Consider the following 25,323-nt stretch of genomic DNA (forward strand, 5'->3'; position numbering starts at 1 on the left):
TTTACGAGGGTTAACTTACTTTCTGCATATAGCATCTATGTGGTATGATAATATTATACGCCAAGCAAGCCAGTGTCAATGATCGTCTACGAATTTAAAGCAAAAGGAAAAGCGTATCAATATAAAGCAATCGATGAAGCCATCCAAACATCTCAGTTTGTTCGGAATTCTTGCTTGCGGTATTGGATGGATAATCGCGGACTCGGAAGAAAAGAGTTGTATCGATATAACACTGAACTCCGAGCTATGTACCCTTTTGTCAGAGACTTGAATTCACACGCTTGTCAGGCGTCTGTAGAACGGTGTTGGTCAGCTATTGCTAGGTTCTTTGATAATTGTAAGAAGCGGTGCGACCCTGCTCCGTCTAACGGAGCCAAGGAAGCGCGAACTCCGGTCTTGGGGTCACGCCTGCGAGGAGGAAGTTCGCAAGAGACGCGCACCAAGAGAGAAAGTACCTGGCAAGAAGGGTTATCCGAGGTTCAAGAAAAACAGTCGTTCTGTTGAATACAAACAGAGCGGTTGGAAACTTTTAGACCCCAAACATATCGAATTTATCGATAAAAAAGGGATTGGAAAACTCAAGCTTGTCGGAACTTGGGATCTGGCATTTTATCCAGTTGAACAAATTAAACGAGTGAGGCTGGTTAGAAGGGCTGACGGCTATTACGTTCAATTTTGTATCCAAGTCGAGGTGAAGGTAAAAATACAACCGACAGGGAAAACAATTGGATTGGATGTAGGATTAAAAGAGTTCTACACCGATAGTAATGGCAATACTGAGTTAAACCCTCGTTTCTACAGAAAAAACGAAAAGCGATTAAAGCTTTATCAAAAGCGCGTTTCAAGAAAAAATATTGGCAGTGCCAACCGATTAAAAGCCATTAAACGACTGGGCAAAGCACACCTCAAAATAAGTAGACAACGTGTAGAACACGCCAAAAGACTGGCGCGTTGCGTAATCCAATCAAACGATTTGGTCGCCTACGAAGACTTGAGGATTAAGAACTTAGTAAAGAATCATTGTCTAGCCAAGTCAATTAATGATGCGGGTTGGTATCAATTCAGAAAATGGTTAGAGTATTTTGGAAGCAAGTTTGGTCGGGTAACGGTTGCTGTTAACCCGGCTTATACCTCCCAAACCTGCTCTAATTGTGGTGCGATTGTTAAAAAATCTCTATCAACTCGAACTCATATTTGTCAGTGTGGGTGCGAGTTAGACAGGGATCATAACGCCGCAATTAATATACTGAATTCAGCTTTGAGTACGCTAGGGCATAGCGGAACTTGGATCTTAGATCAAAACGCTACCCTTCGGGAACGCCTGCGGCGAACAGGAGATTTTACCTCTACTGTGATAGGAGAAATCCTGTCTCAGCAAGTCGAGTCGTAGAATGAAGAATCCCCGTCGTTTACGACGTGGGAGTGTCAAACGATTAAGTTTCAGTAGGGATTCGAGGTTCATTTGATCTCTAGTTGGACGCACCTGCGGCTCTTTGGAGTGCGACTTGACGGTTCCTTTCGTATTCTGTAGCTTTTTGTTGAGCGGTTTGATAGTTGGGACTAGACTCAGGGACTTGTTTCATCCGTTCAACGGCTTGTCCCCATTGGCTGGCGACGCTTTCCCACTCAGTTCGAGATTGAGCGGTTTGAGCCAAGTTCGCCGCACTAATCGCCGAACGAACCGCTTCTGCCCAAGGATCAGAGGGGGTTTGGGTCGCCGTTGGTGGGGGAGAAGCCGGGGTTTCCCCAGACGTCTCGGGTGGGGTTTCTTCTGGGGTTGAGGGTTCAACTTCTGATTCTGAACTCCCGCCACTGAGGAAGGGGAGTTTATAAATCCCGCTAAAGTGTAAACCAGCTAAGGCGGCGATCGCCAACAAAGTCACCAAGAAAACAAACAGTAGTATTTTACCTTTGTTATTGGGCGGGACTCGTTCGGTTTCTTCCTCCAAGTCATCGTCTTCTTCTGGGTTGTAATTGGCTTCTAGATTGTCGTCATAGTCTTCGTCGTCAACGCTTTCGTCATCAAAGGCGTAGTTGTCTTCGTCGTCATCATCAGAAATGATCACTTCCTGGGGAAGAACTCCCTCCGGAATGTGATCATCGTTCAAATTCTCCTCCTCATCGTCATTGAAGTCAAACTGAGGCATCGGAGGAATGGGTTCTTCGTCGAGATCTAAAGATTCCTCGGGAGGGATCTTGAGAATGATTTCATCTTCCCATAGGGGTATGTCATCCCCAAACTGACGCCCGTAAATCTTCACCGTATAAACGGAGTCAATATCAAGCCTCTTCATCCCGTTCTCAATAAAGCTCACTAAAGCTTTTTGATTATTGGGGACTTGTTCGCCTTCAAGCATGACATGAAGACAGCCATTATCCCGCATGACATCTGCATTAATGCCTTTCGGTTTAAGGGAATGGTTGATCGCACTGGCGATCGCTTTTGGATCGCCTTGTTTGGCGAGTTGTTTAGCGAGATCCCGTTGGTTTTCGTCTGGCATGGCTCACCCTCTATAAGGGGTAACTGGCAATTCAATGATACTATCTGTTTTTGTAAGCTGTGTAACCTGATTTGACAAGACGCTCAAGGGGTCGAATCCGCCGGGAAACAGCCACAAGCATTCTGTTTAAATTCTACCGCCGAGATTGAGATTGAAATAGGTTACACAAGGCAATGACGTGAGTTTGTAGGGTTGAGATTTCATCTGAACCGCGTTTGAGTTGGGTTTCTAACTCGAGCAACAGAGGTAAGCTTTGTTGGAGTTGGTTAACGGAAAGGGATTGCACCTCTTGACGCAGAAAATAAATGCGCTTAGGATTACTAATTTCGGCTGCTTTGGCGATTTCTCGCTCATCTTTGACTTGGCGATCTATCATTAGTTTGACCCATAACCAAGTGCGAAATTGACCCACTAATGTGGCGACAATTCGCAGTCCAGGTTCATTGTGATCGATCAAAGCTGCTATTAATTCTAGAGCCTGATGGGTATTTCCCGCTTTAATCGCATTGGCGAGTTTCAGGCTATTTTGAGTATTAGACTGAACGAGGGAGGCGATCGCTTCTATATTCAGGGGTTTGGAGTCATTTCCGGCATAGAGTTTTAATTTTTCTAATTCGTTGTATAGTTGTTGCGTATCGTTTCCCACAGCTTCGGCTAACCGTTCAACTCCGGGTGATGTGAGTTTGACTCCGAGTTCTGCGGCGACTTGTTTAACACGCTGTTCGAGTTGGTCGGTTTTCCAGGGGGGAATGCGGGAAAATTCTTGAACGGTGGCCTGCTGTTGCAGTAATTTTGTAGACTTGAGACGACCATCCGGTTTATTCGGCGTTGTCAGTAACAGCGTTGTTGTCTGCGGAATCACTTCCAGGGTTCGTTGTAATTCCTTGAGGATGTCTTCGGAACAGTGTTGGGTGATCGGGGTATTAACCAGCCACACCAAACGACTTCCCAAGCCAAACGGTGGGGTCATGGCCTGATTTAGGCCAGAAATAACAGCATTTGGCGAATCGGGCAGAATTTTGTCAAAATTGAATGTAGACCAGCTAGGATCGAGGATGGACTCGCGCAGAGCATCTACGGCTTTAGCAAGAGAAAATTCATCATCTCCCCAGTAGAGGTAAACTGGCATCTGTGAAGGTTTCCGAACAAGAGGCGAAAAAGATTGGACGATACTTACCAAGTTTACGTGAATCGGGTGGCGCGGATGACGCTACTAGAAACCTATATCTCTCAGTTAGAACACATCCAGGAGTCTCCCAAGTACAAACTCCTTCCGGTTGGGGGACGACAAGCGGTTCCTTTTCCGGGTTATACCATCATTACACCTCCTGTAGCTGATGATCCAGATAATCGGGGTTTTTACGACCATCTACAAGCTTGTCAGCAACAACTGGCTGAAAAATTTGATTCCCAATTGTGGGTACCTGTACCTGCTGATAGCTTACACTTGACTTTGGCCGATTTGATTTGGGATAGTAGCTATCGGGATGCGAGTCAAGATCAGTCGTTTGATCACAAATTACAAGGGGCGATCGCTGAATCTTTTTCAGCTTTTCAAGCGAATGTAAGTGATCAGCCAATTCGTTGGCAAGTTCTGGGAATTATTGTGATGACTCGGGCGATCGGGGTTTGTTTGGCACCAAGAGATGAAAGTTCCTATGAGGAGATTGTAAAATTCCGGCGAGCTATTTATCAAAATCCCAGTTTTATGGCTTTAGGAATTGAACAACAGTATCATTTTACTGCTCATATTACCTTTGGGTATTTTGGTACCATTCCATCAGATTTAGATCGGCATCAAATTAGCACGGTTTTATCTGATTTTAACCATCAGTGGATGGACTCTCCTCAAGAATTACTCATCAAACGCGCCGAACTTCGCAAATTTGATGATATGACTCGTTATTATCGGGAGGACAATTGGCCAGTTCTTGAGTTTTGAAGGCTAGATTATTATTCAATGAGAGTTGTTGATTTATTCGCCGGGTGTGGAGGTTTATCACTCGGCTTACAACAAGCAGGGTTTAATGTTGTTGCTGCTTTTGATCACTGGGAAAGCGCAGTTAAAGTTTATCAAAAAAACTTCGCTCATCCCATTTTTTTGAGTGATCTGCAAGATGTGAAAGCTGCGGTTAATTTAATTAAACCCTTTACTCCTAATGTCATTGTTGGCGGGCCTCCTTGTCAAGATTTTTCCAGTGCAGGAAAACGAGATGAAAATTTAGGACGAGGTGATTTAACTCTGGCTTTTACTGATATTATTACCACAATTAAACCCCAATGGTTTATCCTCGAAAATGTCGCCTTATTCAAAAAAAGTCGTCAATATACCCAAGCCAAAACACTGTTTAAACAGTCCGGTTATGGACTCACTGAAAAAGTGTTTGATGCCAGTTTATGTGGAGTTCCGCAAAAAAGAAAACGGTTTTTCTGGGTGGGAGAATTAAACGGAAAAGATAATCGTTTATTGAGTGATTTTGATTTCAAATTATCCTCAAAACCGACAACCGTTCGAGATTATTTAGGCGATAAACTGGGACTCGAATATTATTATAGACATCCCAGAAGCTATCAACGTCGAGGAATATTTAGCATCGACGAACCCAGTCCAACCGTCAGAGGCGTTAACCGTCCCATTCCCAAAACCTATCAAAAACATCCCCAAGATCCAGTACAAATCACCCCAAATATTCGTCCGTTAACGACAATAGAAAGAAGCTATATTCAAACCTTCCCCGAAACCTTTATTTTTGAAGGATCTAAAACCGATCTCGAACAAATGATCGGAAATGCAGTTCCCGTTAAGTTAGCAGAATTTGTGGGAAAATGTATGATTGAGTCTACGATGGAAGAAGTGATTCATTTCCCAAAAATAGAATCGGTTAAACGAGATTATCAAGTTAATCTATAATTAATCTAATCACCGTCAAACCAGTCAATATGCTATATCAGGAGAGAGGAAAATTATTATTCAAGTCAGAAGCGTTACTGGAAGAAGTGACATGGATACATTTAGAATCTTTACTTAAATTAGAAAAGTTTAAAAAACAATATTTTATTAACAAGCAAAATAGAAGTGATATACTTGGAATTACATCTCAGAAACAGCTTGCTATTTTAGAACTAAAAAAAGTGGGTAACAAAGGATGTATCGATCAACTTGTCCGATATCAAAATCACTTAAAACAAGAAATTCATCAATTTTCAGAATCCTCAAAAATCGACAGTAGTCAAGATTTTATTTTGATTGCAATTGCTTCCAAATTTTCCAGTAGTGCGATAGAATATGCAAAACAACAAATCCCAAACTGTATATTAATGACTTATGAAGTTATCAAAAGCAGAGATGGAGAATATTTTTTAAAGTTCGATCAGATTAATGGAGACTTTCATTCTAAAGCTAAAATTGAGATTGTTGAAGATTCTTTCTTTGATACTTTACCTTCCTTTATTCAAGGCTATTTATTAGCGAACCCGGACAAGCGAGAACCTATTTTAAAAATTATTGAGAAAATCTTATCTTATCATCCCGATCTAAGTTATCAAAAATCTTTTTCTTATGATTCAAATGGAATTTTAAAACAGATGAGATTTGCCAAATTCAATAAGCAAGGTGAAATACTACCCAAAAAAATATGTATTTTTCTAAATTATGAGATAATCGAAGATGGAACAAAAGACAAGTTATACTTAATTCTTTATTTGCCAACAGTTGACTTTGATCCTCGTCAACCTATTCCCAAATGTTGGAAGAAGCGTATTTCTTTTATTTTTGTGGAGACTGATGACTTTATTAAAGTTAACGAACTTTCGGACTTAAATACAAAAATTTGTAAGGGATCTAAATTTCCCTTAAAATATCCGCTAAAAACACCAGAGATAGATACAGTTTTTGACAAATTTGAGGATTACTACATTAATTATCGTAAGTATATGAAATCTCGCCAAAACTTAAGACCCGTTGATTTATCAGATTTTAATTCCGTCGAAGGGATTATACAAATGACATTAGAAGATTGGTCAGTTCGCTAAACCAGTAATAAATAAAATGAGAGGGTAACAATAAAGCTATGGTTGAACAACTCGATGGAATAATCACTCAAAAATCCTTTGAAATAATTGATAGCGAAATTGGCGAACATTCCTTTACTGCTAACGAATATCCGATCGTTCGTAGAGCTATTCATGCCACCGCAGACTTTGAACTCGCCCAACTGATTCGCTTTAGTCCCGATGCAATTGAGCAGGGAATCGCCAGCATAGCTAATCGTAAGCCTATTATTACAGATGTGGGCATGGTTAAGCAAGGGGTTGCTGGAATGATCGCCAAAACCTTTAAAAATCCCCTAATATGCGCCATTGAACAGGCTTCCAACCCCCTCCCCGGAAAAACCCGCACCGAAACGGGACTATTAAAAATAGCGGAACAATTTCCCGATGGAATTTTTGTCATTGGTAACGCCCCAACTGCTTTATTATCCCTCTGTTCACAAGTCAGTCAAGGCTTAGTTAAACCTTCGTTAATTATTGGTGTTCCTGTGGGGTTTGTCTCTGTTGTAGAATCAAAAATGGTTCTTGCTCAAACTCCCGTCCCGCAAATTAGAATAGAAGGACGAAAAGGGGGTTCGGCGGTGGCTGCGGCAATTTTAAATGCTTTAATTGTATTAGCCTGGGAACGTTATAACGGATGGGTTAATGGTGGGGTTTTGTAACGGATGGGTGAATGCTGGGTTTTTTAGGTTTATGTTTTTTGGAAACGGATGGGTTAATTGTGGGTTTTTTGGATTTATGCTTTTGGAAACGGATGGCTTTGGGTGGGTTCAGATTATCTATCCGTTTTTATCTTAGCATTGGTTTAATTATCTCAACCACAATTTAATCCGTTACCAGTGGGGTTTTTGTAAACAATATTAAGTGAGATAAATTGACAATACAGGTGGTTGGAATTGGTTTAGATGGAGAAGCGGGACTGAGTGAGTCCGTGCGACAAATTGTTGATCAAGCAACTATTTTAGTGGGAAGCGATCGCCATCTTCGTTATTTTCCAGATCATCCGGCACCTCGGATAATATTACAAGACTTGACAGCAACTTTAGTTGAAATTCAGCACTATTTATTGGCGTTTGAAACCAATACACCGGATCTTGATCCCATTGTTGTCGTATTAGTATCGGGTGATCCGTTATTTTTTGGGTTGGGACGGTTATTATTAGCGAAATTTCCCCCAGAAAAATTGACCTTTCATCCTCATTTGAGTTCGATTCAATTAGCGTTTAATCGGGTTAAAATTCCTTGGCAGGATGCTGAGATTATTAGTACACATGGACGTTCTTTTGAGCAGTTAACACAAGCCCTTCAGCAAGGTACAGAAAAAATCGCCATTTTAACCGATACAACTGATCATACCCCAAAAGCGATCGCTCGTCTACTATCTTCTCTCGATTTACCCACAGTTTATCAATTTTGGGTGTGTGAAAATTTAGGCGGAATTGATGAGCGAGTTCAACAATGGTCAATTGATGAGATTTCGACTCAGAAATTTGCGTCGTTAAATGTGGTAATCTTGTTAAGAGAATCTAGTCTTTCTCCCCGTTTAGATTTATCTCAAGTTCCGTTTTTAGGAATACCGGATCAGCTATTTTGTAGTTTTAGCGATCGCCCCGGACTGATGACCAAGCGGGAAGTGAGAACCTTAATTTTAGGAGAATTAGCGTTACAACCGGAGCAAATTATCTGGGATATTGGGGCGGGGACGGGTTCAGTTTCGATAGAAATTGCGCGTTTATTTGCTAATTCTACAGTCTATGCAGTGGAAAAAACGGCAGCAGGAACAGCGTTAATTGAGCAGAATCGAGAGAGATTTCAGACGAATAATGTGATTTCAATTCACGGGGAAGCACCTGCTATTTTACATCGTTTACGCGCTCCTCATCGGATTTTTATTGGGGGAAGTGGGGGAAATTTAGAGGAGATTTTAGGACTCTGTAGTTTACGCCTGATTTCAGGAGGAACGATTGTCTTAGCCTTAGCGACCTTAGAACATTTGAATCGAGCGTTAAATTGGCTAGAAAATAGAATTGTAGTTGAACAAACTTGGCGTTATCAGTTGTTACAGGTTCAGTTATCCCGTTCAGTTCCTATTAGCAGTTTAACACGATTTTCTCCCCTTAATCCAGTGACAATTATTACGATTCATCATTTACCTAATGTCTAAATATTTAAGGTATTGAGTAACGATCCTCTTGTCGCAGTTGCTCAACATAATCTGCCATTCCCATTTCTGCAAGTTCTTTATCTTCGTCGGCAAATTCTTGATAGAGACTGGCAAATTGCTCCAAATTAACTACTTTTTGATTAAATCGACTGCGAAATTTGATAAATTCAATAAATTCTGCAATCTGCTTGAGTTGCTCATCGTTCAATTGATCAATTTCTTGTTTCAAGCTTTCTTTTGTTACTTGCATATTGCTGTCCCTAGTTTATTGATTTTCAACGATAGCAATTTCTTCCTCGGTCAATCCATCGAGTTCATAAATAATTATATCTATAATGATACAAAACTATATAAAAATTTATCTTAACTTTATTAAAGTTTGTTTTTTCAAGGACTCCCCGTAGCAAACACAAGACTGAGGCACATCTTGGCTAAAAAACCCGGTTTTTATTCGTCATTCAGGACGCAAATGTTGAGTTTCGTTTAAAAAGCGGGTTTATGGTTCGTGACTCAACATAACGAACAAAATACAAAAATAAGATTTTTTAAGCTTTATTTAAGTTTATAACACCTTACAACAATTTAACTTGAATTTCTGTAAAACAGAATTCATTATTAATTCCTCTTTTAGCTGTAGGATGAGAAATAGTGAATCATCTTCAAAGTTTGACTTTTGGGTATAACTTGAGTTGACTAACAAAAACTAGGAGAAACTGTCAGCATGGAAGTCATATTAGTTTATTTAATTCTCGGCTTAGTTTTAATCTTGAATGAGAATGGATCTGAGAATTTGCCGGATCAAGATCATCGAGTTTTAGAGAAAAGCGATTACCCAAAAAATAGTTCTGAACAACTCTATTATCGATACAATAAACTGCTTAAAAAACAGCCAGAATACGTTCTGTATTCAGAAATAGAAGATTTAGATATCAAGCATTCTAGAAGCACGAATAGCCCCAGAAAAATTTAATTTTTATTGGGGGTTAATCAGCTTTTTCTCTCAATTTGGGTGACTCAGTAAAAGATGTTATGAAATGATTGTTCATTGCATCTTTAAAAACCCAAGTGTGAGGAACTAAGATCACCTGTTGCTTGACTTCTTCTAGAAAATTGTCAATTTTTCTTTCCAATTAACCAATAAGTTTTCATTTTCCCCCGCCCCTTAACCGAAATTTCACCTCGGGTTTCAAAGTAATACTTGTCTTTTAATCGTTGATAAGTTTCTTCTGTGACTTGAATTCGTCCCGGTTCTCCCGATGACTCCATCCGAGATGCAATATTTACCGCATCTCCCCACAAATCATAAATAAACTTTTTAATTCCAATGACACCTGCGACAACGGAACCTGTATTAATTCCTATTCTAATTTTTAAATTTTGGCATTCTTCAAAATCTCCTAAAATAGTCTCGGCTTGAAAGATTGTCATAATATTCTGCATTTCTAACGCCATATCTGCAATAGCTTCTGCATGATTTTCTTGAGGAAGGGGTAAACCTCCAACCACCATATAAGCATCTCCAATGGTTTTAATTTTTTCGAGTTGATATTGTTCTGCTAAGTAGTCAAAACTTGAAAAGAGTTTATTGAGTAAACCCACTAATTGTATCGGTGGAACTTTCGCCGATAAAGGGGTAAACCCGACGACATCTGCAAACAAAATGGTTACTTCTTCCATTGCTGAAGCGATGGTTCTTTCTCCTTGTTTGAGTTGATCCGCAATGGCTTTTGGGAGAATATTTAAGAGTAATTGTTCTGAATTTTCCTTTTCTAAGCGCAATTCTGACGTTCGTTCTTCGACTCGATTTTCAAGTTCTTCGTTGGTTTTTGCTAAGGCTGTAAAAGACTCTTGAAGTTGTTGAGTCATCGTATTAAAAGATTGAGCTAATATTCGCAACTCTTTGATATTTTCGGGTTGAACTGATTGATGAAAATCACCCTGAGCAATGGCTTGGCTAGCTTGACTGAGACGAGAAATTGGAAAACTAATCAAACGGGCGGTAATTAGTCCTAAAATTGTTGTCAGAATTAGAGCTACAAGACAAAGTAAAAAAGTCGTGCGATTATTGGCATTAATTTCTGCCATAAAATCGTTTTCTGGTACAACTAAAACAATTAACCAATCTAAACCACGACTATCTTTGAACGGTAAAACTTCTATAAATTGACGTTTTCCTTCGAGTTCAAAATCAAGTTGTTGGGGCTGGCGAATCTTTTGCAAATTTCCATAACGCTGCTGTAAATATTGTGCCGTTTCTTTCACTAAGATATCATGACTTTTAGTGGCTTTGAGGCGATCGCCATTAACCCCGGTTAACGGATCATCCGTTGTACTAGAAACGAGTTTACCAGACCGTTCTACAATAAACGCCTCTCCAGAATGACCTAGCTCTAATTTTTGCAGAAATTGACGTAATTCCTCTGATAATAAAACATCAATTCCACAAACTCCCACAAAACTATTGCCATTGGTGCTATAAGCAGGTAAACTTGCTGTTATGGTCGGAACTTGACTGGTAAAATCTAAATAAATTTCACTCCAAGTTGCTTGAGCTTCAGCTTTAGCGGCTCGATACCAAGGACGAACACGGGGATCATAAGGGTTAACTTCCCGGATAAAATACATTCGATCCGCCCGCACATCTAAGCGATACCGACGCATACGATAGTCCGTTGAAGCGTTACTAACGGTTAATTCAAAAAAATTGATATCAGAAGTCCGACTCACACCGATAAAATGTCCGGTTTGTTCTTCCCCACAATACACACTATTAACGTAAGGTGCTATTTTAATTTGTTGGAGAAACTGGTTCACCCCTTCACCCGAAATAAAATCAATTTCACCTCGGGCGATAGCATCGACATTCAGACGATTAATAGCATGAAAGGTGTTAATATAACTTCCAAGCTGTTGATTAATCCGGGCGGTGAGTTCATTTCGCAGTTGAGACGCTAAATCATTAACGGCTTGTTGGGCGTTGTAATAGGAAAAATACCCCACTAAACCAAAAGTCGTAATAACCTGCGTAATAAACGGAACAATCAAAAAGGTTCGCAGGGAAACATTACCTGCTTTATGCTTCAACCATTGTAAAAGTGCGGAGGAACTACCCACCATGAATTTTACTCAACTGTTCGCAAACCGTACTGTCAGACCTAGCATTACCAGTCTAACTTAATCAGTTCAGAGTTTGATCAATATCACCAACCCGAGTCTGTCGTTGTCAACCTTTTTCCTTCAAGACGCTGACTTCATCCAAGCTAACCTTTATTACTCAGCAGAAACGTACTATTTTAGAAGCGTGAAGCTATCCTCAACCTGAAAAAAATCAGCTAAAATATCACTAAATCTCAAACCTCACTAAAAATGACTCAAGCTAACTTTCAACTTTCCCTCAACTTTGAGCAAGTTTTATCTCTAGTCAAGCAACTCTCTGATTCCGAAAAATTGCATTTAAGTAGAGAACTTGAAAAAGAGGTAATCAATAGCAAACTAACAGATCTTTTAGAATCATTTAGAACTGATGAAATTTATTTAGAAGATATCACTCAAGAAGTCGAAATAGTCAGATCAGAAATTCATGCCCGAAAAACAACCCGTTAAAGTGATTATAGACACCAATCTTTGGATTAGTTTTTTAATTGGTCAGCAATTAGCTAATCTTAAAGAATTAATTGTTAATCAAAGTATCCAGGTTGTCTTGTGCGAACAAATTCTAGAAGAAGTTAATCTAGTTACTCAAAGACCCAAACTCCAAAAATATTTTCCGGCAACAAAAGTCCAAGAATTGTTCCAATTATTGAGGATTATTGGTTTTTGGGTAGAAATTACCTCAGAAGTTGCTATTTGTAGAGACAGTAAAGATGATTATTTGCTGGCGTTAGCCAAAGATAGTCAAGCTGATTTTTTGATCACAGGAGATGCTGATTTATTAACTTTAGGGAATTTTGAGGGTACTGAAATTTTAACTTATAAAGACTTTTTAGAGACAATGTAGACCTGTAGGATAGGTGACAATCTAATTAAAAACCCGGTAACTCAATAGAAACCGGGTTTTTAGGCTTGATTATCGGACAAGATTTGTGAGTTAAAACTTAGCCAACAAACTCAACTGAGCGTTTAACTAACGCCTCTGCGGTAATATTATTAAACGCCATCAACTGACCTGCACTCGCGGTTGTTTCGCCTCGTTTCCAAGCAAAAGTATCTCGTTTTGCGGTACTGCGTAACATAATCGGTTCTAACATCAAACTTGCGCCGCCTGTTACTCCAATTAACGCATCGCCGCCAAACATTTGTTCAAACGCTTCATCGCTGAGAAACTCTCCGTCGGGTTCAGAACAACTCTCCCAAGCGACATCACTCGGACGGTACAAACGACGGGGATTAACCACCGAAACAATCTTAGAACCAATGCCTTGAGATTGCAATTGTTCAGCAGCTTCATAAACCGGAATTAACGTCATGTCGCCAATAACCGCAAACACAACCATTTTTTCGCCGGGTATTTCCTGCAATGTTACCGCCCCATTTTCTAACGCTTGACGAGTTTGTTCAAAGGTTGTACGAATGGGTAAGGGTGACTTACTGGCAGTGATGGTAATGCCCTTATTTTTGGTGGTTAACGCCCAGTCATAACAGACCTGAATACTATTGGCATCCGTCGGGAATAGGGCGTATACATTGCCATTCCGCAGCATCGCCGCAAAATAGGCTTCAACTTCCGGGCGTTGGTGTGTCCAACCGTTGCGCCCCTGTTCTAACGCTCCTGCGGTAAATAATGTTATGGTTGAAGGCGTCAGACGGCGCAACTCAGCCATCGCTTGGGTAACTGTTTGCCAAATGGGTAAACCGTTGATCGCAAAAGACTCGTAAGAACACCACAGGCTACGCACACCCATTAACGCTAAGGCTGCTGCTAGCCCCGCACAAGCGTCTTCACTCAGGGGTTCGTATACCTGACCGTTAGGCCCCTGAAAGTAGGTTTCATCGGTTGTCGGGTGAACAATTTTCAGGGCAACGTTAATATTATTGATACCGGATGCGGCGTTACCGTCGGCGTTGGTGATGATAAATTTCGGATCATGTTGTCCAACGTAGCCGACTAACTCTCCCATTGCGGTAGTAGCGACTTGTTTATCTCCAGCGACGGCAAATTCTTTCAGGGGAATAGTCCCTAAGTCGGCTAGAGGATATTCAAACTCAGTGACAACGGTTTTAGAAGCTGGCCCACCGGATGCCCGTACTACGTTTGTTCTCACCAGTTCCCACACTTCAGGCGGAAGGGCGCGTTGTTTCAAGGTTTCGATGATATGGGGACTGTCGAGGGTATCTTGAGGATAGAGGTTATGGGACTTAGAACCCCGTGCGTGAACCCCCGCGCCTTTGAGTTGTTTGATAATAAAGATGGTGAGTTTACCGCCCAGCGCTGACTTGGCGGCTTGATCCATTCCCGTTAAAACGGCTTGGGTAAATTCGATCCGTTTTGAGAAGGAAAAGGCGGTACTATCAACATAATCTCCCGGTTGGTTTTGATCATCGAAGTCTTTAGCATCGACTAAAATCACCTCGGCGAAACCGTTGCCTTTCCAGTAGGCGATCATTTCGGCGCTGGTTTTGGTGGAGACCATGCTATGATGCTCCTGGCTGTAGCCATTCCACACCAATACGGGTAAGAAGTTCGTGACTTCTGGGTAAGCGGTGTTAAAGTGGGCAATACTGCTAACGGGGTAAGGTTCACCCATCCCGCCATCTCCCAAGGTGAAGGGAAACAGGGTGTCCCGGTGTAACATCGCGGCAGCCATCGCAAAATGTTGTCCTTGTCCGAGGGGGCCTGCGGGGTTGAGTAAGCCGGGAATGTAGCCGGAAAGGTGGCCAAGGAGTCCGTGCATTTCTCGGAAGCGATCGCGCATTTGTTGGACGGTGAAAATGTCCATGTCTTCTAAAGAGCGATCGATAAACATCGCACTGTAAAATCCGGGTGCATGATGCCCCACTTCCGTCATAATATTTTTATGACCTAACATGACCAAGCTGGCGTAGGCTTCGGCTTGGCTAGCAAAACCGCCTGGATGTCCAGAGGCTTTACTGGCAGTCACTTGTAGGATGAGGTAACGCAGGGCGTCGGCGTATAATAACGTTTGATAGGCGGCGGCGGTATCGCTGGGATCACTGATGGATACACTGCCTTCGGCGATAACAGGGGTTTTCCCGTAGGTGTCAAATTCAGGAAAAGTCTCACTAAAATACTGAACTCCTTCGCAAAACTCCGGTGTAGCTGATGTGGGTTTTGAAGCGGCTACTGTCATGTTTTATACCCTAAAAATTTGACGGTCATTGAATCAATTTAAGGTTTATTTTACAATCGATGGGGACTTAATCCAATTACATCTACTTTGTTCAGGGATAATCTGAGATAATCTTATTAAATCAAATTAAGTTGGAGGATAGCGATCTCAAGTGTTGAGGGTGGATGCGGTTTTCCTGAACTGAGTTAAAGATTCAGCCTGTGACAGCCTTATGAGCTAAGTCAATATTTCTATTTTTGAAGAAAAGGTTATAGTTTTGCAGCGAGTCATTGATTTATGCCTTACAGCCAATTTAGTCTCGAACAAATTAAGTTAAATTTTGGCATAGAAATTCGCGAAAAATTCGGTATCTTTGCCCAGACTTCATCGGTTTATTATAGTCCTTTATTAACTCAAGTCTTAGAAAATTATGTTCCTTTAGCACTCGAAATTGATACGGAAAAATCGCGTTCTGAATATATTGTCGCTCCCATTTTATTTGAATTCAAAAGCCAACTCAAAAATAAAATTAGTTTATTTTCAGGTAAAGAATTTACAGTAGATGCAGAAAAAGGGTTAAGTGGGTTTTGTGATTTTTTGATTAGTTATTCTCCGCAACAACTGATGATCGAAGTTCCGATTATTTTAATTGTTGAAGCACAAAATGACAATATCCTATCAGGCTTAGGTCAATGTATGGCGCAAATGTTAGCCGCCCAGCTTTTTAACCAGCGTCATCAGCAGAATATTAAAACCATTTATGGTTGTGTGACAACGGGGACAAACTGGAAATTTCTACAACTCACCGATCAGAGAATAGAAATCGATTTGAATGAATACTTTCTCAGCAATATTGGTCAAGTTTTAGGAATTTTACACTATTTTGTTGAACAGGCTGATTTGAATGAACTGAGATGAATCCAACAGAGAGAAAATCATCAACAATTCATAGGGTTATCGACTTAACCATTTCCTCTCCTAACCCTTCAAGCCACAGCCGTTTCTTCCATTTTAGGAATTTCATAACTCAAGAAATCATAAGCTAAATCAGTATTTGGAAAAATCGATCTGGCTTCTTTTAACAAATCCTCGAGTAAAATCGCATTTCCCGGCGCGTAACGGGGGCTAAAATGCGTCATAATTAACTTTTTGACTCCCCCCATCAACGCCACTTGTGCCGCCATTGTAGAGGTCGAATGCAAGCGTTGAAAAGCGAGTTCTGCATCTTGATGAGCAAAGGTTGCTTCGTGAACTAAAACATCCGCATCTTTCGCCAATTCTACCGCACTGTCACAAAAAACCGTATCGGTACAATAAACAAATTTACGTCCGGGGATCGGTTCACCACAGAGTTGAGAACCGTTAATTTTTCGACCATCGGGTAACGTGACAACTTCTCCCTGTTTGAGTTTGGCATAAATTGGCCCCGGTGGAATGCCTAGCGCGGTTGCTTTCTCCACATTAAACCGTCCGGGTTTATCCTTTTCGGTAATGCGATAACCAAACGCCGTGACTCGATGTTTTAAAGGCTGACAACTAACAATATATTCATCATCTTCATAAACCACTCCCGGTTGAACTTGATGCACTGCAAAGGGATAAGAAATATGAGTTTGTGAGAAACGTAAACAGGCTTGCAGATAGTCTTGCAGTCCCGGTGGCCCGTACAAGTCAATGCGTTTGACATTTCCCGCTAAACCACAACTGGCTAACAGTCCCGCCAACCCAAACACATGATCCCCGTGCATATGCGTCACGAAAATGCGGCTAATTTGGCTAACTTTGAGATCACTGCGTAGAAATTGATGTTGGGTTCCTTCACCGCAGTCAAACAGCCACAATTCCGCCCGTTGCGATAAACGTAGGGCTATACTCGAAACATTTCGCGATCGCGTCGGTACACCTGAACTCGTTCCTAAAAAAGTAATCTGCAAAATTCGCGCCTCCCGCTATCAAGCCAACTGTAGTACAGATCGAAAGTTGATCCTGTTTAGATTTTACCTTCTACCGTGACTGACAACGGGCGATCGTAACCGTAAAGTGATTTATCTTTAATGCCAGACCTAAAACTGCGATCGCCATATAAAGATTTTATAGCGGTATGGGTGATTGATCGGGTACCCCGCCAAAAACCCGGTTTCTTTAACAATACACCGAAGCCAATTTCAGAAAGCCGTAGAAGAAACCGGGTTTTTTAGTCTCTGCTGTTGTTTTTCGGTTGAGTTAAGTTCGTCGAGGTTGCGATCGCCACTCGGGAAAAAATTCAACTTGATTTTGAACCAGTTAAAACTGAAAATGATCAATTAAATACCGGAGATTAATGTCTTGAGCGGAAACTGTTTGAACCATGACTTTAGACAATGATTTTTCATGATAATATTAGTATCTAACAGTTATCTACCACTCATTGATATCAACCTGTTCACAGTCCTGTTCGATAGCCTCACGCATTAACTGGAGGTCATCAGCAGGAATAGAACCTGCAAAACGCAGCAATTGTTGTCCCGGAGTCCCTTGAACTTCAAGATTTACCAACGTTCGAGCAAATTCAAGCACCCGCCATTGCAGGTGTTGGGGCATGGCTTTTAACTGTTCAATTACTTCGTCAATAATAGAAATACTCATTTTTTAACTTTTTTCCATTATTTTAGTCTAAAACTAAGAATGTTCAGCCTGACTAGATTTGGTCTCAATTTTAACTCCCTTGGCATTAGCCGCAGTAGAACTTTCAGTTGCAGGAGTAGGTAAACCATTTCCTTTACTACTAATTTCATTCTCATCTTGTTTTTCCTCACTCTCAATTTTACCTATATCTTTAAGGCGGTTGACATCACGCTTAAACTCTTCATATTTTTCTACTCGTTCTCTCAAATTGATATTGAGTTTGTAATCCTTCCGAATAGCTTCTATACCTTTTTTAATTTGTTCGGCATCAAAGCTATCATCTGACAGGAGTAAATCCTCCATCTTTTCTAAAAACTCTACAGCATCCTCACGATTTGCACTATTTGGATGATTATTAAAGAAACTATCTGAAAGATTTTTCACTTTCTGAGAGGCTTTTTCTCTAGTACGCTCAGTTTCGGCTTGAGATTTTCTCTTGTCAAGTTCTCGAAAAAGTATTTTAAAGTTAGATTCAAATTTCTCTAGAGAATCTTTGTATTTTGCTTCTGGATATTTGTTTCTTCTTAAATCGTTTACTACTTCAATAACACTCCGAGCAAAGCCAATTTTCTCAAGGTGTCGCTCAGATTTTGAACAAGCCTGAACACAAGCATTAACAGCATCAAACATTGTTTCGCCATCGTTTACTTTTTGCTGAACATAATCCTCAGTAATATCTTTAATATCACGCTCTCCGACATCACATATTTCCTTAGCATATTTTTGAGCAGCCAATACACTAATTGATACGGGTATTAAATCCTCCACTTCAGGAGTTTCCAATTTCTTAGGAAATTGAATTCCAAAGTTTTCTAAATCTTTTACCTGTAGAACAAAATCTTCTTTAAGACGTGGCTTTTTTTGAGGGCCATAACCTTTTTTGGTAAGTTCCCGTTTGGCTTGATTACCTGCTTCATCACTATCCAGAAAAACAATAACTGCTGGCTGTTCAGAATCACGCCCACGAGCTAAATAAGTTAAATATGGTATACTTGATGATCCTCCGGCTGGAACAATTGTAATTTCATTTAGATCAAGAGATTCACGTTTAGAAGCAAGATCAAATCTCTGTAAATGTGTTGACGCACCTGCAAGTAGCACTTGATCGGCTGGTCCCTCTACCATGAGATTGCAATGACTAATATAGACAGTCTCAGCAATAAATGATCCGAGTGCAGAGCGCAAGGGTTCATAGTGATTTTTTGATACACTTTTGACTACACGAGTTCCTTCATAATCACTACCCTTATCCAAAACACGAATTCTCTCAGCGTGATTTTTATCGATAAGAAAAGGCGAATGAGTAACGTATATGACTTGAGATTCTGGGATACCACCTTCCGAACTCGCTACTTCCTTAAAAATTTTGAGCAAGTCTTGCTGTGCTTGACTAGATAAAAAAGCATCTGGTTCATCCATCAGAAGAATTTCAGGAGCATCACCTCGCGGTTCATAAGCTCTATGCTGTATATAATAACTAAGGAAATACTTTAATCCACTGCTGCGTTCATCAAATGAATATTTAGTCCCTGTTCTATCAACAATCGTAAACTGAAGGTCGTGATCTCTTGCGGACATCAATAAGCGAAATTTACTATCTTGAACCCAATAGTTTGGAAAATTTAAATTTGCTGACAATTGTCTATTAATTTTATCCAGTAGTGCCTGAGTATACCCCACGTCATTTTCTTCCATTGAATTAGCTAAATCCAACAAATTGCTTTCACTAACCTCAGCAATTTTGCACAACAAGTCAATAGTTAAATTGATTTCTTCTGCTTGTCTTTCTTTTTCGGATTCACTTAAGCCACCATCTGGATTTAATAAAATCTTTAGTAAATCGCTATCTTCTTCTTTGGTTGCTTCTGAATCTTGAGCCAAGCTTACTGATTGTAATCTTTTGTTTTTACGAGTTGCAGAGAGCTTAAATTCTTCCAACAATTTGATAATCTTATTCCGTTGCTCAACAGGGAGAACTTCGTAGGTTGTGTAACTTTCTTTTGGATTTAATTTTTGTATAACTTTTTTAATGGGTATACTTGAAGGCAGGGCAATATTGCTCTTTAACCTACGAGTTCCTGGTAATATATTCCTCAATTCATCTACTTTTTTAGGATAAACTTCATGGGAAGAATACTTGCCTTCACCTTCACCCAGATAAATAGTCAATGAATTCCCATTTTTACGAAATAGAAAAAAGCTCTCAAAAGAACTACTTTTTGAAATGTCCGATACTGATTTTATTCGTTCACATTCTTCTGGGGAAATTTGAGACCATTTTGTACCAAAATCCGGCAATCTATTTTTGTCAGAGGTCACAAGGAAACGCTCTGAGTAACGACAAAAATCTCTTGCTCCAATTGCTTGATTTTTATAATCATATCCATTAATTGCCTTTTCAATAGCACTCAATAGATGGGACTTTCCTGATTCATTTGCGCCTACAACTGCTGTAATTTTAGGATCAATTGGCACTTGAATATAGGGATACCACATTTTAGTGTCATCGGAGTCAATAATTTCCCAAGGTTTCTTTTCAACTCTAGAGTCGTGCTGTCTAATGTAGTCAACATTAAATGATTTGTAAAATCTAATAAAAACACAGTCAAGGCGCATAAGTTTAGTAGAGCAGGGGTTTCATACAGCCGTAGTTTACTGCTGATTATAGCGCATCTATGGGTTCGGATAAGCTAATTACGTGTCCCATTCCTAACTCGGCGAACTGTTCGGTAAGATAGGGGTTGCCGTACCAACAGAATACAACTCTCAGATCTTAGATGATGAACTCTGGATTATTTTTGACGGGTCTTGTAATTTATCCCCTGCGACGAATTAAACAATATGGCTGGGTTTCCCTGCTGTTGTGGTTGTTGATGGTTGCACCCGCCCAGGCTGCGGTGTTGTTACGGGTTGCTGTCACTCAAGAAGCCGATCAGGTGAAAGTCGGGAGTTCAACCCAAGCCGTTGTCCGTAATGCCAATGGTCAAACCTTAGGACAAATTTCTCCCCAAGGGGGGTTAATTGCTAAACCCAACTCAGGAAACATTTCTTTGGGTCAATGGAAAGGAAGTCAACTCTGGATCGAACCGACGGGAAACGGTCATGTTTGGATCGCTGAAGGCTGGTATCGGGGACGGGTGTTATTAGTTCCGCGAAATGGGGGGATCACCGCCGTTAACTATGTCGATCTCGAACAATACCTTTACAGCGTGTTAGGGGCAGAAATGGATGGTGGTTGGCCGCTCGAAGCCTTGAAAGCCCAAGCAGTAGCCGCCCGAACCTACGCCCTTTACCAGCGAGAACGCAGTAATGGGGTTTATGATTTAGGGGATGACCAAAGTTCTCAGGTTTATAAAGGGTTAGCAACCGAGTCAGGCGGCACTCAAGCCGCAGTCAGGGCGACAGCCGGACAAGTCTTAACCTATAACGGTCAAATGATTTTAGCAGCCTTTCATTCCTCCTCGGGGGGACATACGGAAAATGTGGAGGATGTTTGGGATGATACCTTGCCTTATTTGCGGGGCGTACCGGACTATGACAAGGGTTCACCCGTGTTTGAATGGACGAAGACGTTTTCTCAAGCTGAACTGTCTGGGCGCCTTTCTGGAGTGGGTAAAATTGTCTCAATGACGCCGGAACGCACAACGGCATTTGGAAGTATTTTGTCAATGAAAGTTGTCGGGGAGGGCGGTACTCGAACGATGACGGGAGAAGCGATCGCCGAAGCTTTAGGACTGAGAAGCACTCGGTTTCGGGTCAACCGCCAACCCAATTCTACAAATTTTACCGTAGTTGGCAGGGGTTTTGGGCATGGTGTAGGCTTGAGTCAATGGGGGGCTTATAATTTGGCAAGAGCCGGATACACCTATTATCAAATTCTCATGCACTATTACCGCAATACGAGTTTGGCAAAAGTTCGAGTCCAATAGTGAACAGATGTTCGGCCTGAGTCTTCTAAAATGGCTGATGTACTGACGTTGACGCTACTTGATCCACAGTATAAAACTCCTCAAAGGCAGTGGAAATTTGAGGATCAATCTGTGATTGAGATCGGACGGGCTTCAGACAATCAAGTTGTGATTGTTGATCCGTTGGTGTCTCGTTATCATTTGCAACTTCGCAAACTGAGTGATGATCCGATCAAATGGATGTTAGTCAATAAAGGAACAAATGGCACCTTTGTCAATGGGGTTTTAACCTCTCAAGCGGTGATCACGGAGGGGACTTTTATTGAGTTAGCCAAGGGCGGGCCTCTGCTACAACTCAATTGGCAAGTTATTCGTCCGGTTTCTATCGCCAATTCTTCCGCCTGTACTCATGCGGGAAATCCACCGAACAATTTATTTTGTATTCACTGTGGTCAACCGACTCATGTTGAGCGGATCATCCGCAATTACCAAGTTCTGCGGACTTTAGGACAGGGTGGAATGGGAACGACGGCGATCGCTTGGAATCCGAAATTGGGCTTGACAGGTTCTAGTAATACCCAAATTCCAACTTTGGTTGTTCTCAAGGAAATGAACGCAGATATGGCACAAATTGCCAAAGCCCAAGAACTGTTTGAACGAGAAGCCCGAACCCTGAAAGCGTTAAATCATGGGGGAGTTCCTCGGTTTTACGATTTTTTTGTGGAAGGGGGGAAGAAATACTTGGCGATGGAAATGATTCATGGTCAAGATTTAGAGAAGATCGTACAGCAACGCGGGCCTGTTACACCCCAACAGGCGATCCATTGGATGATGCAAACCTGTGAGGTGTTAAGCTATCTTCATGTTCAAGATCCGCCGATCATTCACCGAGATATTAAACCCGCGAATTTGCTTTTGCGAAGTCGAGATCAGCGCATCGTTGTACTTGATTTTGGGGCGGTTAAAGAGATTGGAACTCCTCCCGGAACCCGCATCGGTGCGGAGGGATATAGCGCCCCAGAACAGGATCGAGGACAGCCTCTGACGCTTTCTGATCTCTATGCAGTGGGTTCAACCCTGATTTTTTTGTTAACCGCCGAAAGTCCCCTAAATTTTTATGGCAAACGAGGCAGTAGCTATGGCTTTAATTTGGAAAGCGTTCCCACCATTACCCCTCAACTGCGGATGGTGATTGAAAAAGTCACCGAACATCGACCTCGCGATCGCTATCCTAATGCTCAACACCTCTGTGATGCCCTGCAAGCTTGCCTGAATGGATGAATCAGTCTCAATGCTCGTGATCATTGACGATTTCAAAAGACTTAACGACATCCCAACACCCTGTTAACAATTGGCGATTGATTGATGTTGAGATGCTTTAGATTTAGTCTTCGTCCCAACCTTCTACGGCTAGGAGTTCGCTAATCGGATCTTGCATGGAAAAACCAAACTCTAAAAGTTCTCGTTTCCAATACTCCCACTCTGCGCCATAGAGAAATGCAATCTTCCAAAGGCTATCTGTGGGCTTAATTAGATCAGACTTAACGAGGGAATGCACCTGACGTTGTAGTTTCTCCATCTGGTGTATAACCTGTTGGCTCATAATACCTCTTTAGTTGTTTAAATCTTAGGTTTTTGTTGTTCTTCCCGATGCTTAAGTGTGAGTGGTTAAGAGTTTACCTACGCATAAATCGTGGATTTTTGGGGGAAGGTGGCTACTAATTTCATACCTTAACATACTTCATTTCAAATTGTGTTATTTTCGGCACAAAAATTAAATTTCCTTAAATTTCTCCGCAACAATTCCATCTCAGCATAGAATTCCTCTGTGATCATTTCAACACTTGAGGTCAGGGATTAGATGAAGTTATCAAACTCTATCTTTGACTTCAGGATTTTCACAGACTCAACCCCCGTTTAGGGGATTCAGCTTCGGGTTTCATCCGCCAATGCCAGCCTGTGGTCTCAGGCAGATTTATACGGATGCTATGTTAGCTTGCCCTTTGGATCGGTGCTTTCAGGTTCGGAAGGCTGGTTCCGAAAACATCAGCATCGAAATTTTGCTGTTGGCAGAGCCGTATCTTTCTAGAAATTCTGAGACTTCTAGCATCCAAAACGGGCGATTCTTTACAGAGTTCTCTGCCTCGCTCTCATCCCAATCCCCTCTAGATTCGGGGGGATTCTTGCTCGGTTTTTAATAGTTACTCACCCATTGGGCTTTCTTCAAAATCCAACTCAAGACTGTCTCTTGAGTAACCAGAATATCAGCCGTTCCCTTCATTCCTGAATAGATCCTGTATCGATGATCGCCTTTCACCAAATCAGCTCCTTCGGGTTGAATGAGAACTTCGTAATACGCTTTGGACGTTTGACGAGCAGAGGCTTGAGGGGTAGTGCCGTTGAGGGAGATTCGTTTTACCCTTCCTTTTAGAATACCATATTCTCGAAAAGGATAAACAGCAATTTGCAAATTAACCTGTTGATTAATTTCGATGCGGGAAATATCCTGCTCCGCTACCCAAGCTGTAAACACTAGAGGAACTCGAGTCGGAACCATCTGAGCAATAATTGCATCTGACTCCACAATTTGACCAGGGTTAGGGAGATCAAGTTGAATAATCGTCCCTGCTATCGGGGCGCGGATCGCCTCATGTCCGATTAGACTTGTCACCTGTTCTAGCTGTCTTTGAGACTGAACAAACTGTTTTTCGAGATCCCATCGTTGTTTGAGAAGTGTTCGTCGTTCTTGAGCGAAGCCTTGAGCGACTTCTGGAGATGATTTGGTTAACTCAATCACCGCCGACTCTACCGACACATCATCCAGCTTTTGACGCGAGGCGCGAGAAACTTTAGATTTTAACGTCGTCAAAATTTGTTCATCGAGGTTGCTCACATATTGTTCGACTTGATTAAGTTCTCGTTGAAATTGAGAGACTCGATCTTGGAGATTCAGCTTTTGCTTTAACAGCAGAGACTGATCCACATAAGCAATCACTTCTCCCTGTTCTATCGGTTGATTTTCCTGCGCCACAATGCGCTCTACAATTCCGCTCGTGGCTGATCGAACCAGTTCAATATCCCCTCCCGGTTGGGCGATGACAGGCACTCTAACAGTGGGAGTATAGCGAATAATACCTGCCAACACAACTACAACACCAAAAGTTCCTAATAGTATTATCCCTCCCCAATGAGTCCAGGGACTAATCGGAGGTAAGAAGTCATCACTATCAAAGGGTTGAAGTTCCATCGGGTGTTAGTTGGAAGCCATAGTGCAGGGGTTTGATCATCTTCCCTAAGATTGAGGTTGCCCATCTGTGAACTTTTGTTCAAAATTCATGATTCTGACAAATCTTAACGCGAATTTGAGCAATCCTACTAGAAATCTCGGAATTTACCTGTTAACATAGTCGCAACTTCTCAGACCTGCGTCAATCAGGGGATCAACCTCCTGGGGTTTGCAGTCTGAGTCGAGTTCAATAAAAGCACAGTCTATCCGTTGTTTCGAGGACATTGATTATGGCTGAAAACAAAACTAAACAACTGTTTACTGACCTCTCTAAAGAAGAATCTTCCAGCATCAATGGCGGTAATCGCTATTGTTACTACGATTCCTACCAGCCCTCAAGCTACTATTACAAAAAATCATCCTACGACTATCACTACGCCTCCGCTTACCATAGCGGATCTCCCCGTTATTGCTACTAATTTCCTCTGAGATGCTGTATACTGTAGCACTCTAGTTTTGATAC

The 25,323-nt window shown here is 41.3% G+C and carries 22 protein-coding genes and 1 pseudogene; 13 read left to right on the forward strand and 10 right to left on the reverse strand.

Annotation, left to right across the window (positions count from 1 at the left end; genetic code table 11):
• Positions 1 to 78: 78 nt before the first annotated feature.
• Positions 79 to 1,390: pseudogene (locus VB836_RS17450) on the forward strand (RNA-guided endonuclease InsQ/TnpB family protein).
• A gap of 79 nt (positions 1,391 to 1,469) precedes the next feature.
• Here the strand turns inward: VB836_RS17450 and VB836_RS17455 are convergent.
• The gene (locus VB836_RS17455) at positions 1,470 to 2,501 is read right to left on the reverse strand and encodes a hypothetical protein (protein WP_323221060.1); all 1,032 of its coding nucleotides are present in this window, start codon (positions 2,499 to 2,501) and stop codon (positions 1,470 to 1,472) included.
• A gap of 133 nt (positions 2,502 to 2,634) precedes the next feature.
• Entirely contained in the window at positions 2,635 to 3,630 is a 996-nt protein-coding gene (gene holA / locus VB836_RS17460; RefSeq protein WP_323221062.1) for a DNA polymerase III subunit delta, read from the reverse strand.
• Positions 3,631 to 3,663: 33 nt separating this feature from the next.
• Here holA and VB836_RS17465 point away from each other — a divergent pair, with 33 nt between their 5' ends.
• From VB836_RS17465 to cbiE, 5 genes are all read left to right on the forward strand, one after another.
• The gene (locus VB836_RS17465; protein ID WP_323221064.1) at positions 3,664 to 4,443 is read left to right on the forward strand and encodes a DUF1868 domain-containing protein; all 780 of its coding nucleotides are present in this window, start codon (positions 3,664 to 3,666) and stop codon (positions 4,441 to 4,443) included.
• An 18-nt stretch (positions 4,444 to 4,461) separates the two neighbouring features.
• Positions 4,462 to 5,412, forward strand: coding sequence for a DNA cytosine methyltransferase (locus tag VB836_RS17470; RefSeq protein ID WP_323221066.1), 951 nt, complete (start codon positions 4,462 to 4,464; stop codon positions 5,410 to 5,412).
• A 29-nt stretch (positions 5,413 to 5,441) separates the two neighbouring features.
• Positions 5,442 to 6,533, forward strand: coding sequence for a hypothetical protein (locus VB836_RS17475; RefSeq protein ID WP_323221068.1), 1,092 nt, complete (start codon positions 5,442 to 5,444; stop codon positions 6,531 to 6,533).
• 38 nt (positions 6,534 to 6,571) lie between these two features.
• On the forward strand, positions 6,572 to 7,213 hold the full coding sequence (locus VB836_RS17480) for a cobalt-precorrin-8X methylmutase (RefSeq protein ID WP_323221070.1): 642 nt from the start codon (positions 6,572 to 6,574) through the stop codon (positions 7,211 to 7,213).
• 212 nt (positions 7,214 to 7,425) lie between these two features.
• The gene (gene cbiE, locus VB836_RS17485; protein ID WP_323221072.1) at positions 7,426 to 8,715 is read left to right on the forward strand and encodes a precorrin-6y C5,15-methyltransferase (decarboxylating) subunit CbiE; all 1,290 of its coding nucleotides are present in this window, start codon (positions 7,426 to 7,428) and stop codon (positions 8,713 to 8,715) included.
• Between the two features lie 4 nt (positions 8,716 to 8,719).
• On the opposite strand, the gene VB836_RS17490 is transcribed toward cbiE, so the two are convergent.
• A complete protein-coding gene (locus VB836_RS17490; RefSeq protein ID WP_323221074.1) occupies positions 8,720 to 8,965 on the reverse strand; it encodes a hypothetical protein in 246 nt (81 codons plus the stop codon).
• A 471-nt stretch (positions 8,966 to 9,436) separates the two neighbouring features.
• On the opposite strand from VB836_RS17490, the gene VB836_RS17495 reads away from it, so the two are divergent.
• Positions 9,437 to 9,685: a hypothetical protein gene (locus VB836_RS17495; protein ID WP_046281089.1), complete on the forward strand. Its 249-nt coding sequence runs from the start codon at positions 9,437 to 9,439 to the stop codon at positions 9,683 to 9,685.
• A gap of 143 nt (positions 9,686 to 9,828) precedes the next feature.
• Here VB836_RS17495 and VB836_RS17500 read toward each other — a convergent pair whose 3' ends face one another.
• A complete protein-coding gene (locus VB836_RS17500; RefSeq protein WP_323221077.1) occupies positions 9,829 to 11,832 on the reverse strand; it encodes an adenylate/guanylate cyclase domain-containing protein in 2,004 nt (667 codons plus the stop codon).
• Between the two features lie 249 nt (positions 11,833 to 12,081).
• On the opposite strand from VB836_RS17500, the gene vap15 reads away from it, so the two are divergent.
• Positions 12,082 to 12,318 carry a type II toxin-antitoxin system VapB15 family antitoxin gene (gene vap15 / locus VB836_RS17505; protein WP_323221079.1) on the forward strand — a complete coding sequence of 79 codons (237 nt, stop codon included), beginning with the start codon at positions 12,082 to 12,084 and terminating at the stop codon, positions 12,316 to 12,318.
• A complete protein-coding gene (locus VB836_RS17510) occupies positions 12,296 to 12,712 on the forward strand; it encodes a putative toxin-antitoxin system toxin component, PIN family (protein WP_323221081.1) in 417 nt (138 codons plus the stop codon). Before vap15 ends, VB836_RS17510 begins: the two co-directional genes overlap by 23 nt.
• Before the next feature lie 97 nt (positions 12,713 to 12,809).
• Here the strand turns inward: VB836_RS17510 and VB836_RS17515 are convergent, their stop codons facing one another.
• Positions 12,810 to 15,023 carry a phosphoketolase family protein gene (locus tag VB836_RS17515; RefSeq protein ID WP_323221083.1) on the reverse strand — a complete coding sequence of 738 codons (2,214 nt, stop codon included), beginning with the start codon at positions 15,021 to 15,023 and terminating at the stop codon, positions 12,810 to 12,812.
• A gap of 276 nt (positions 15,024 to 15,299) precedes the next feature.
• On the opposite strand from VB836_RS17515, the gene VB836_RS17520 reads away from it, so the two are divergent.
• The gene (locus VB836_RS17520; RefSeq protein WP_323221085.1) at positions 15,300 to 15,920 is read left to right on the forward strand and encodes a hypothetical protein; all 621 of its coding nucleotides are present in this window, start codon (positions 15,300 to 15,302) and stop codon (positions 15,918 to 15,920) included.
• Between the two features lie 68 nt (positions 15,921 to 15,988).
• On the opposite strand, the gene VB836_RS17525 is transcribed toward VB836_RS17520, so the two are convergent.
• The 3 genes from VB836_RS17525 to VB836_RS17535 all read right to left on the reverse strand — a co-directional run bounded on the left by VB836_RS17525 (position 15,989) and on the right by VB836_RS17535 (position 20,141).
• Positions 15,989 to 16,936 (reverse strand): ribonuclease Z, encoded by a 948-nt coding sequence (locus VB836_RS17525; protein ID WP_323221087.1) that lies wholly within the window; start codon positions 16,934 to 16,936, stop codon positions 15,989 to 15,991.
• Positions 16,937 to 17,399: 463 nt separating this feature from the next.
• Complete coding sequence (locus VB836_RS17530; protein ID WP_323221089.1) at positions 17,400 to 17,627, reverse strand: hypothetical protein; 228 nt, start codon at positions 17,625 to 17,627, stop codon at positions 17,400 to 17,402.
• A 33-nt stretch (positions 17,628 to 17,660) separates the two neighbouring features.
• Positions 17,661 to 20,141 carry an AAA family ATPase gene (locus tag VB836_RS17535; protein WP_323221091.1) on the reverse strand — a complete coding sequence of 827 codons (2,481 nt, stop codon included), beginning with the start codon at positions 20,139 to 20,141 and terminating at the stop codon, positions 17,661 to 17,663.
• A 305-nt stretch (positions 20,142 to 20,446) separates the two neighbouring features.
• On the opposite strand from VB836_RS17535, the gene VB836_RS17540 reads away from it, so the two are divergent.
• Positions 20,447 to 21,595, forward strand: a complete 1,149-nt coding sequence (locus VB836_RS17540; RefSeq protein WP_323221174.1) for a SpoIID/LytB domain-containing protein — start codon at positions 20,447 to 20,449, stop codon at positions 21,593 to 21,595.
• A gap of 30 nt (positions 21,596 to 21,625) precedes the next feature.
• The gene (locus VB836_RS17545; protein ID WP_323221092.1) at positions 21,626 to 22,855 is read left to right on the forward strand and encodes a protein kinase domain-containing protein; all 1,230 of its coding nucleotides are present in this window, start codon (positions 21,626 to 21,628) and stop codon (positions 22,853 to 22,855) included.
• 103 nt (positions 22,856 to 22,958) lie between these two features.
• Here VB836_RS17545 and VB836_RS17550 read toward each other — a convergent pair whose 3' ends face one another.
• Positions 22,959 to 23,177 carry a DUF4327 family protein gene (locus tag VB836_RS17550; RefSeq protein WP_046278270.1) on the reverse strand — a complete coding sequence of 73 codons (219 nt, stop codon included), beginning with the start codon at positions 23,175 to 23,177 and terminating at the stop codon, positions 22,959 to 22,961.
• 591 nt (positions 23,178 to 23,768) lie between these two features.
• Positions 23,769 to 24,821 carry an HlyD family secretion protein gene (locus VB836_RS17555; protein ID WP_323221094.1) on the reverse strand — a complete coding sequence of 351 codons (1,053 nt, stop codon included), beginning with the start codon at positions 24,819 to 24,821 and terminating at the stop codon, positions 23,769 to 23,771.
• Positions 24,822 to 25,090: 269 nt separating this feature from the next.
• Between VB836_RS17555 and VB836_RS17560 the strand changes: the two genes are divergently transcribed.
• On the forward strand, positions 25,091 to 25,279 hold the full coding sequence (locus tag VB836_RS17560) for a hypothetical protein (protein ID WP_323221096.1): 189 nt from the start codon (positions 25,091 to 25,093) through the stop codon (positions 25,277 to 25,279).
• The last annotated feature ends 44 nt before the right edge of the window (positions 25,280 to 25,323 follow it).

The sequence above is a fragment of the Limnoraphis robusta BA-68 BA1 genome (genome assembly GCF_034932365.1).
GTDB lineage: Bacteria > Cyanobacteriota > Cyanobacteriia > Cyanobacteriales > Microcoleaceae > Capilliphycus > Capilliphycus robustus.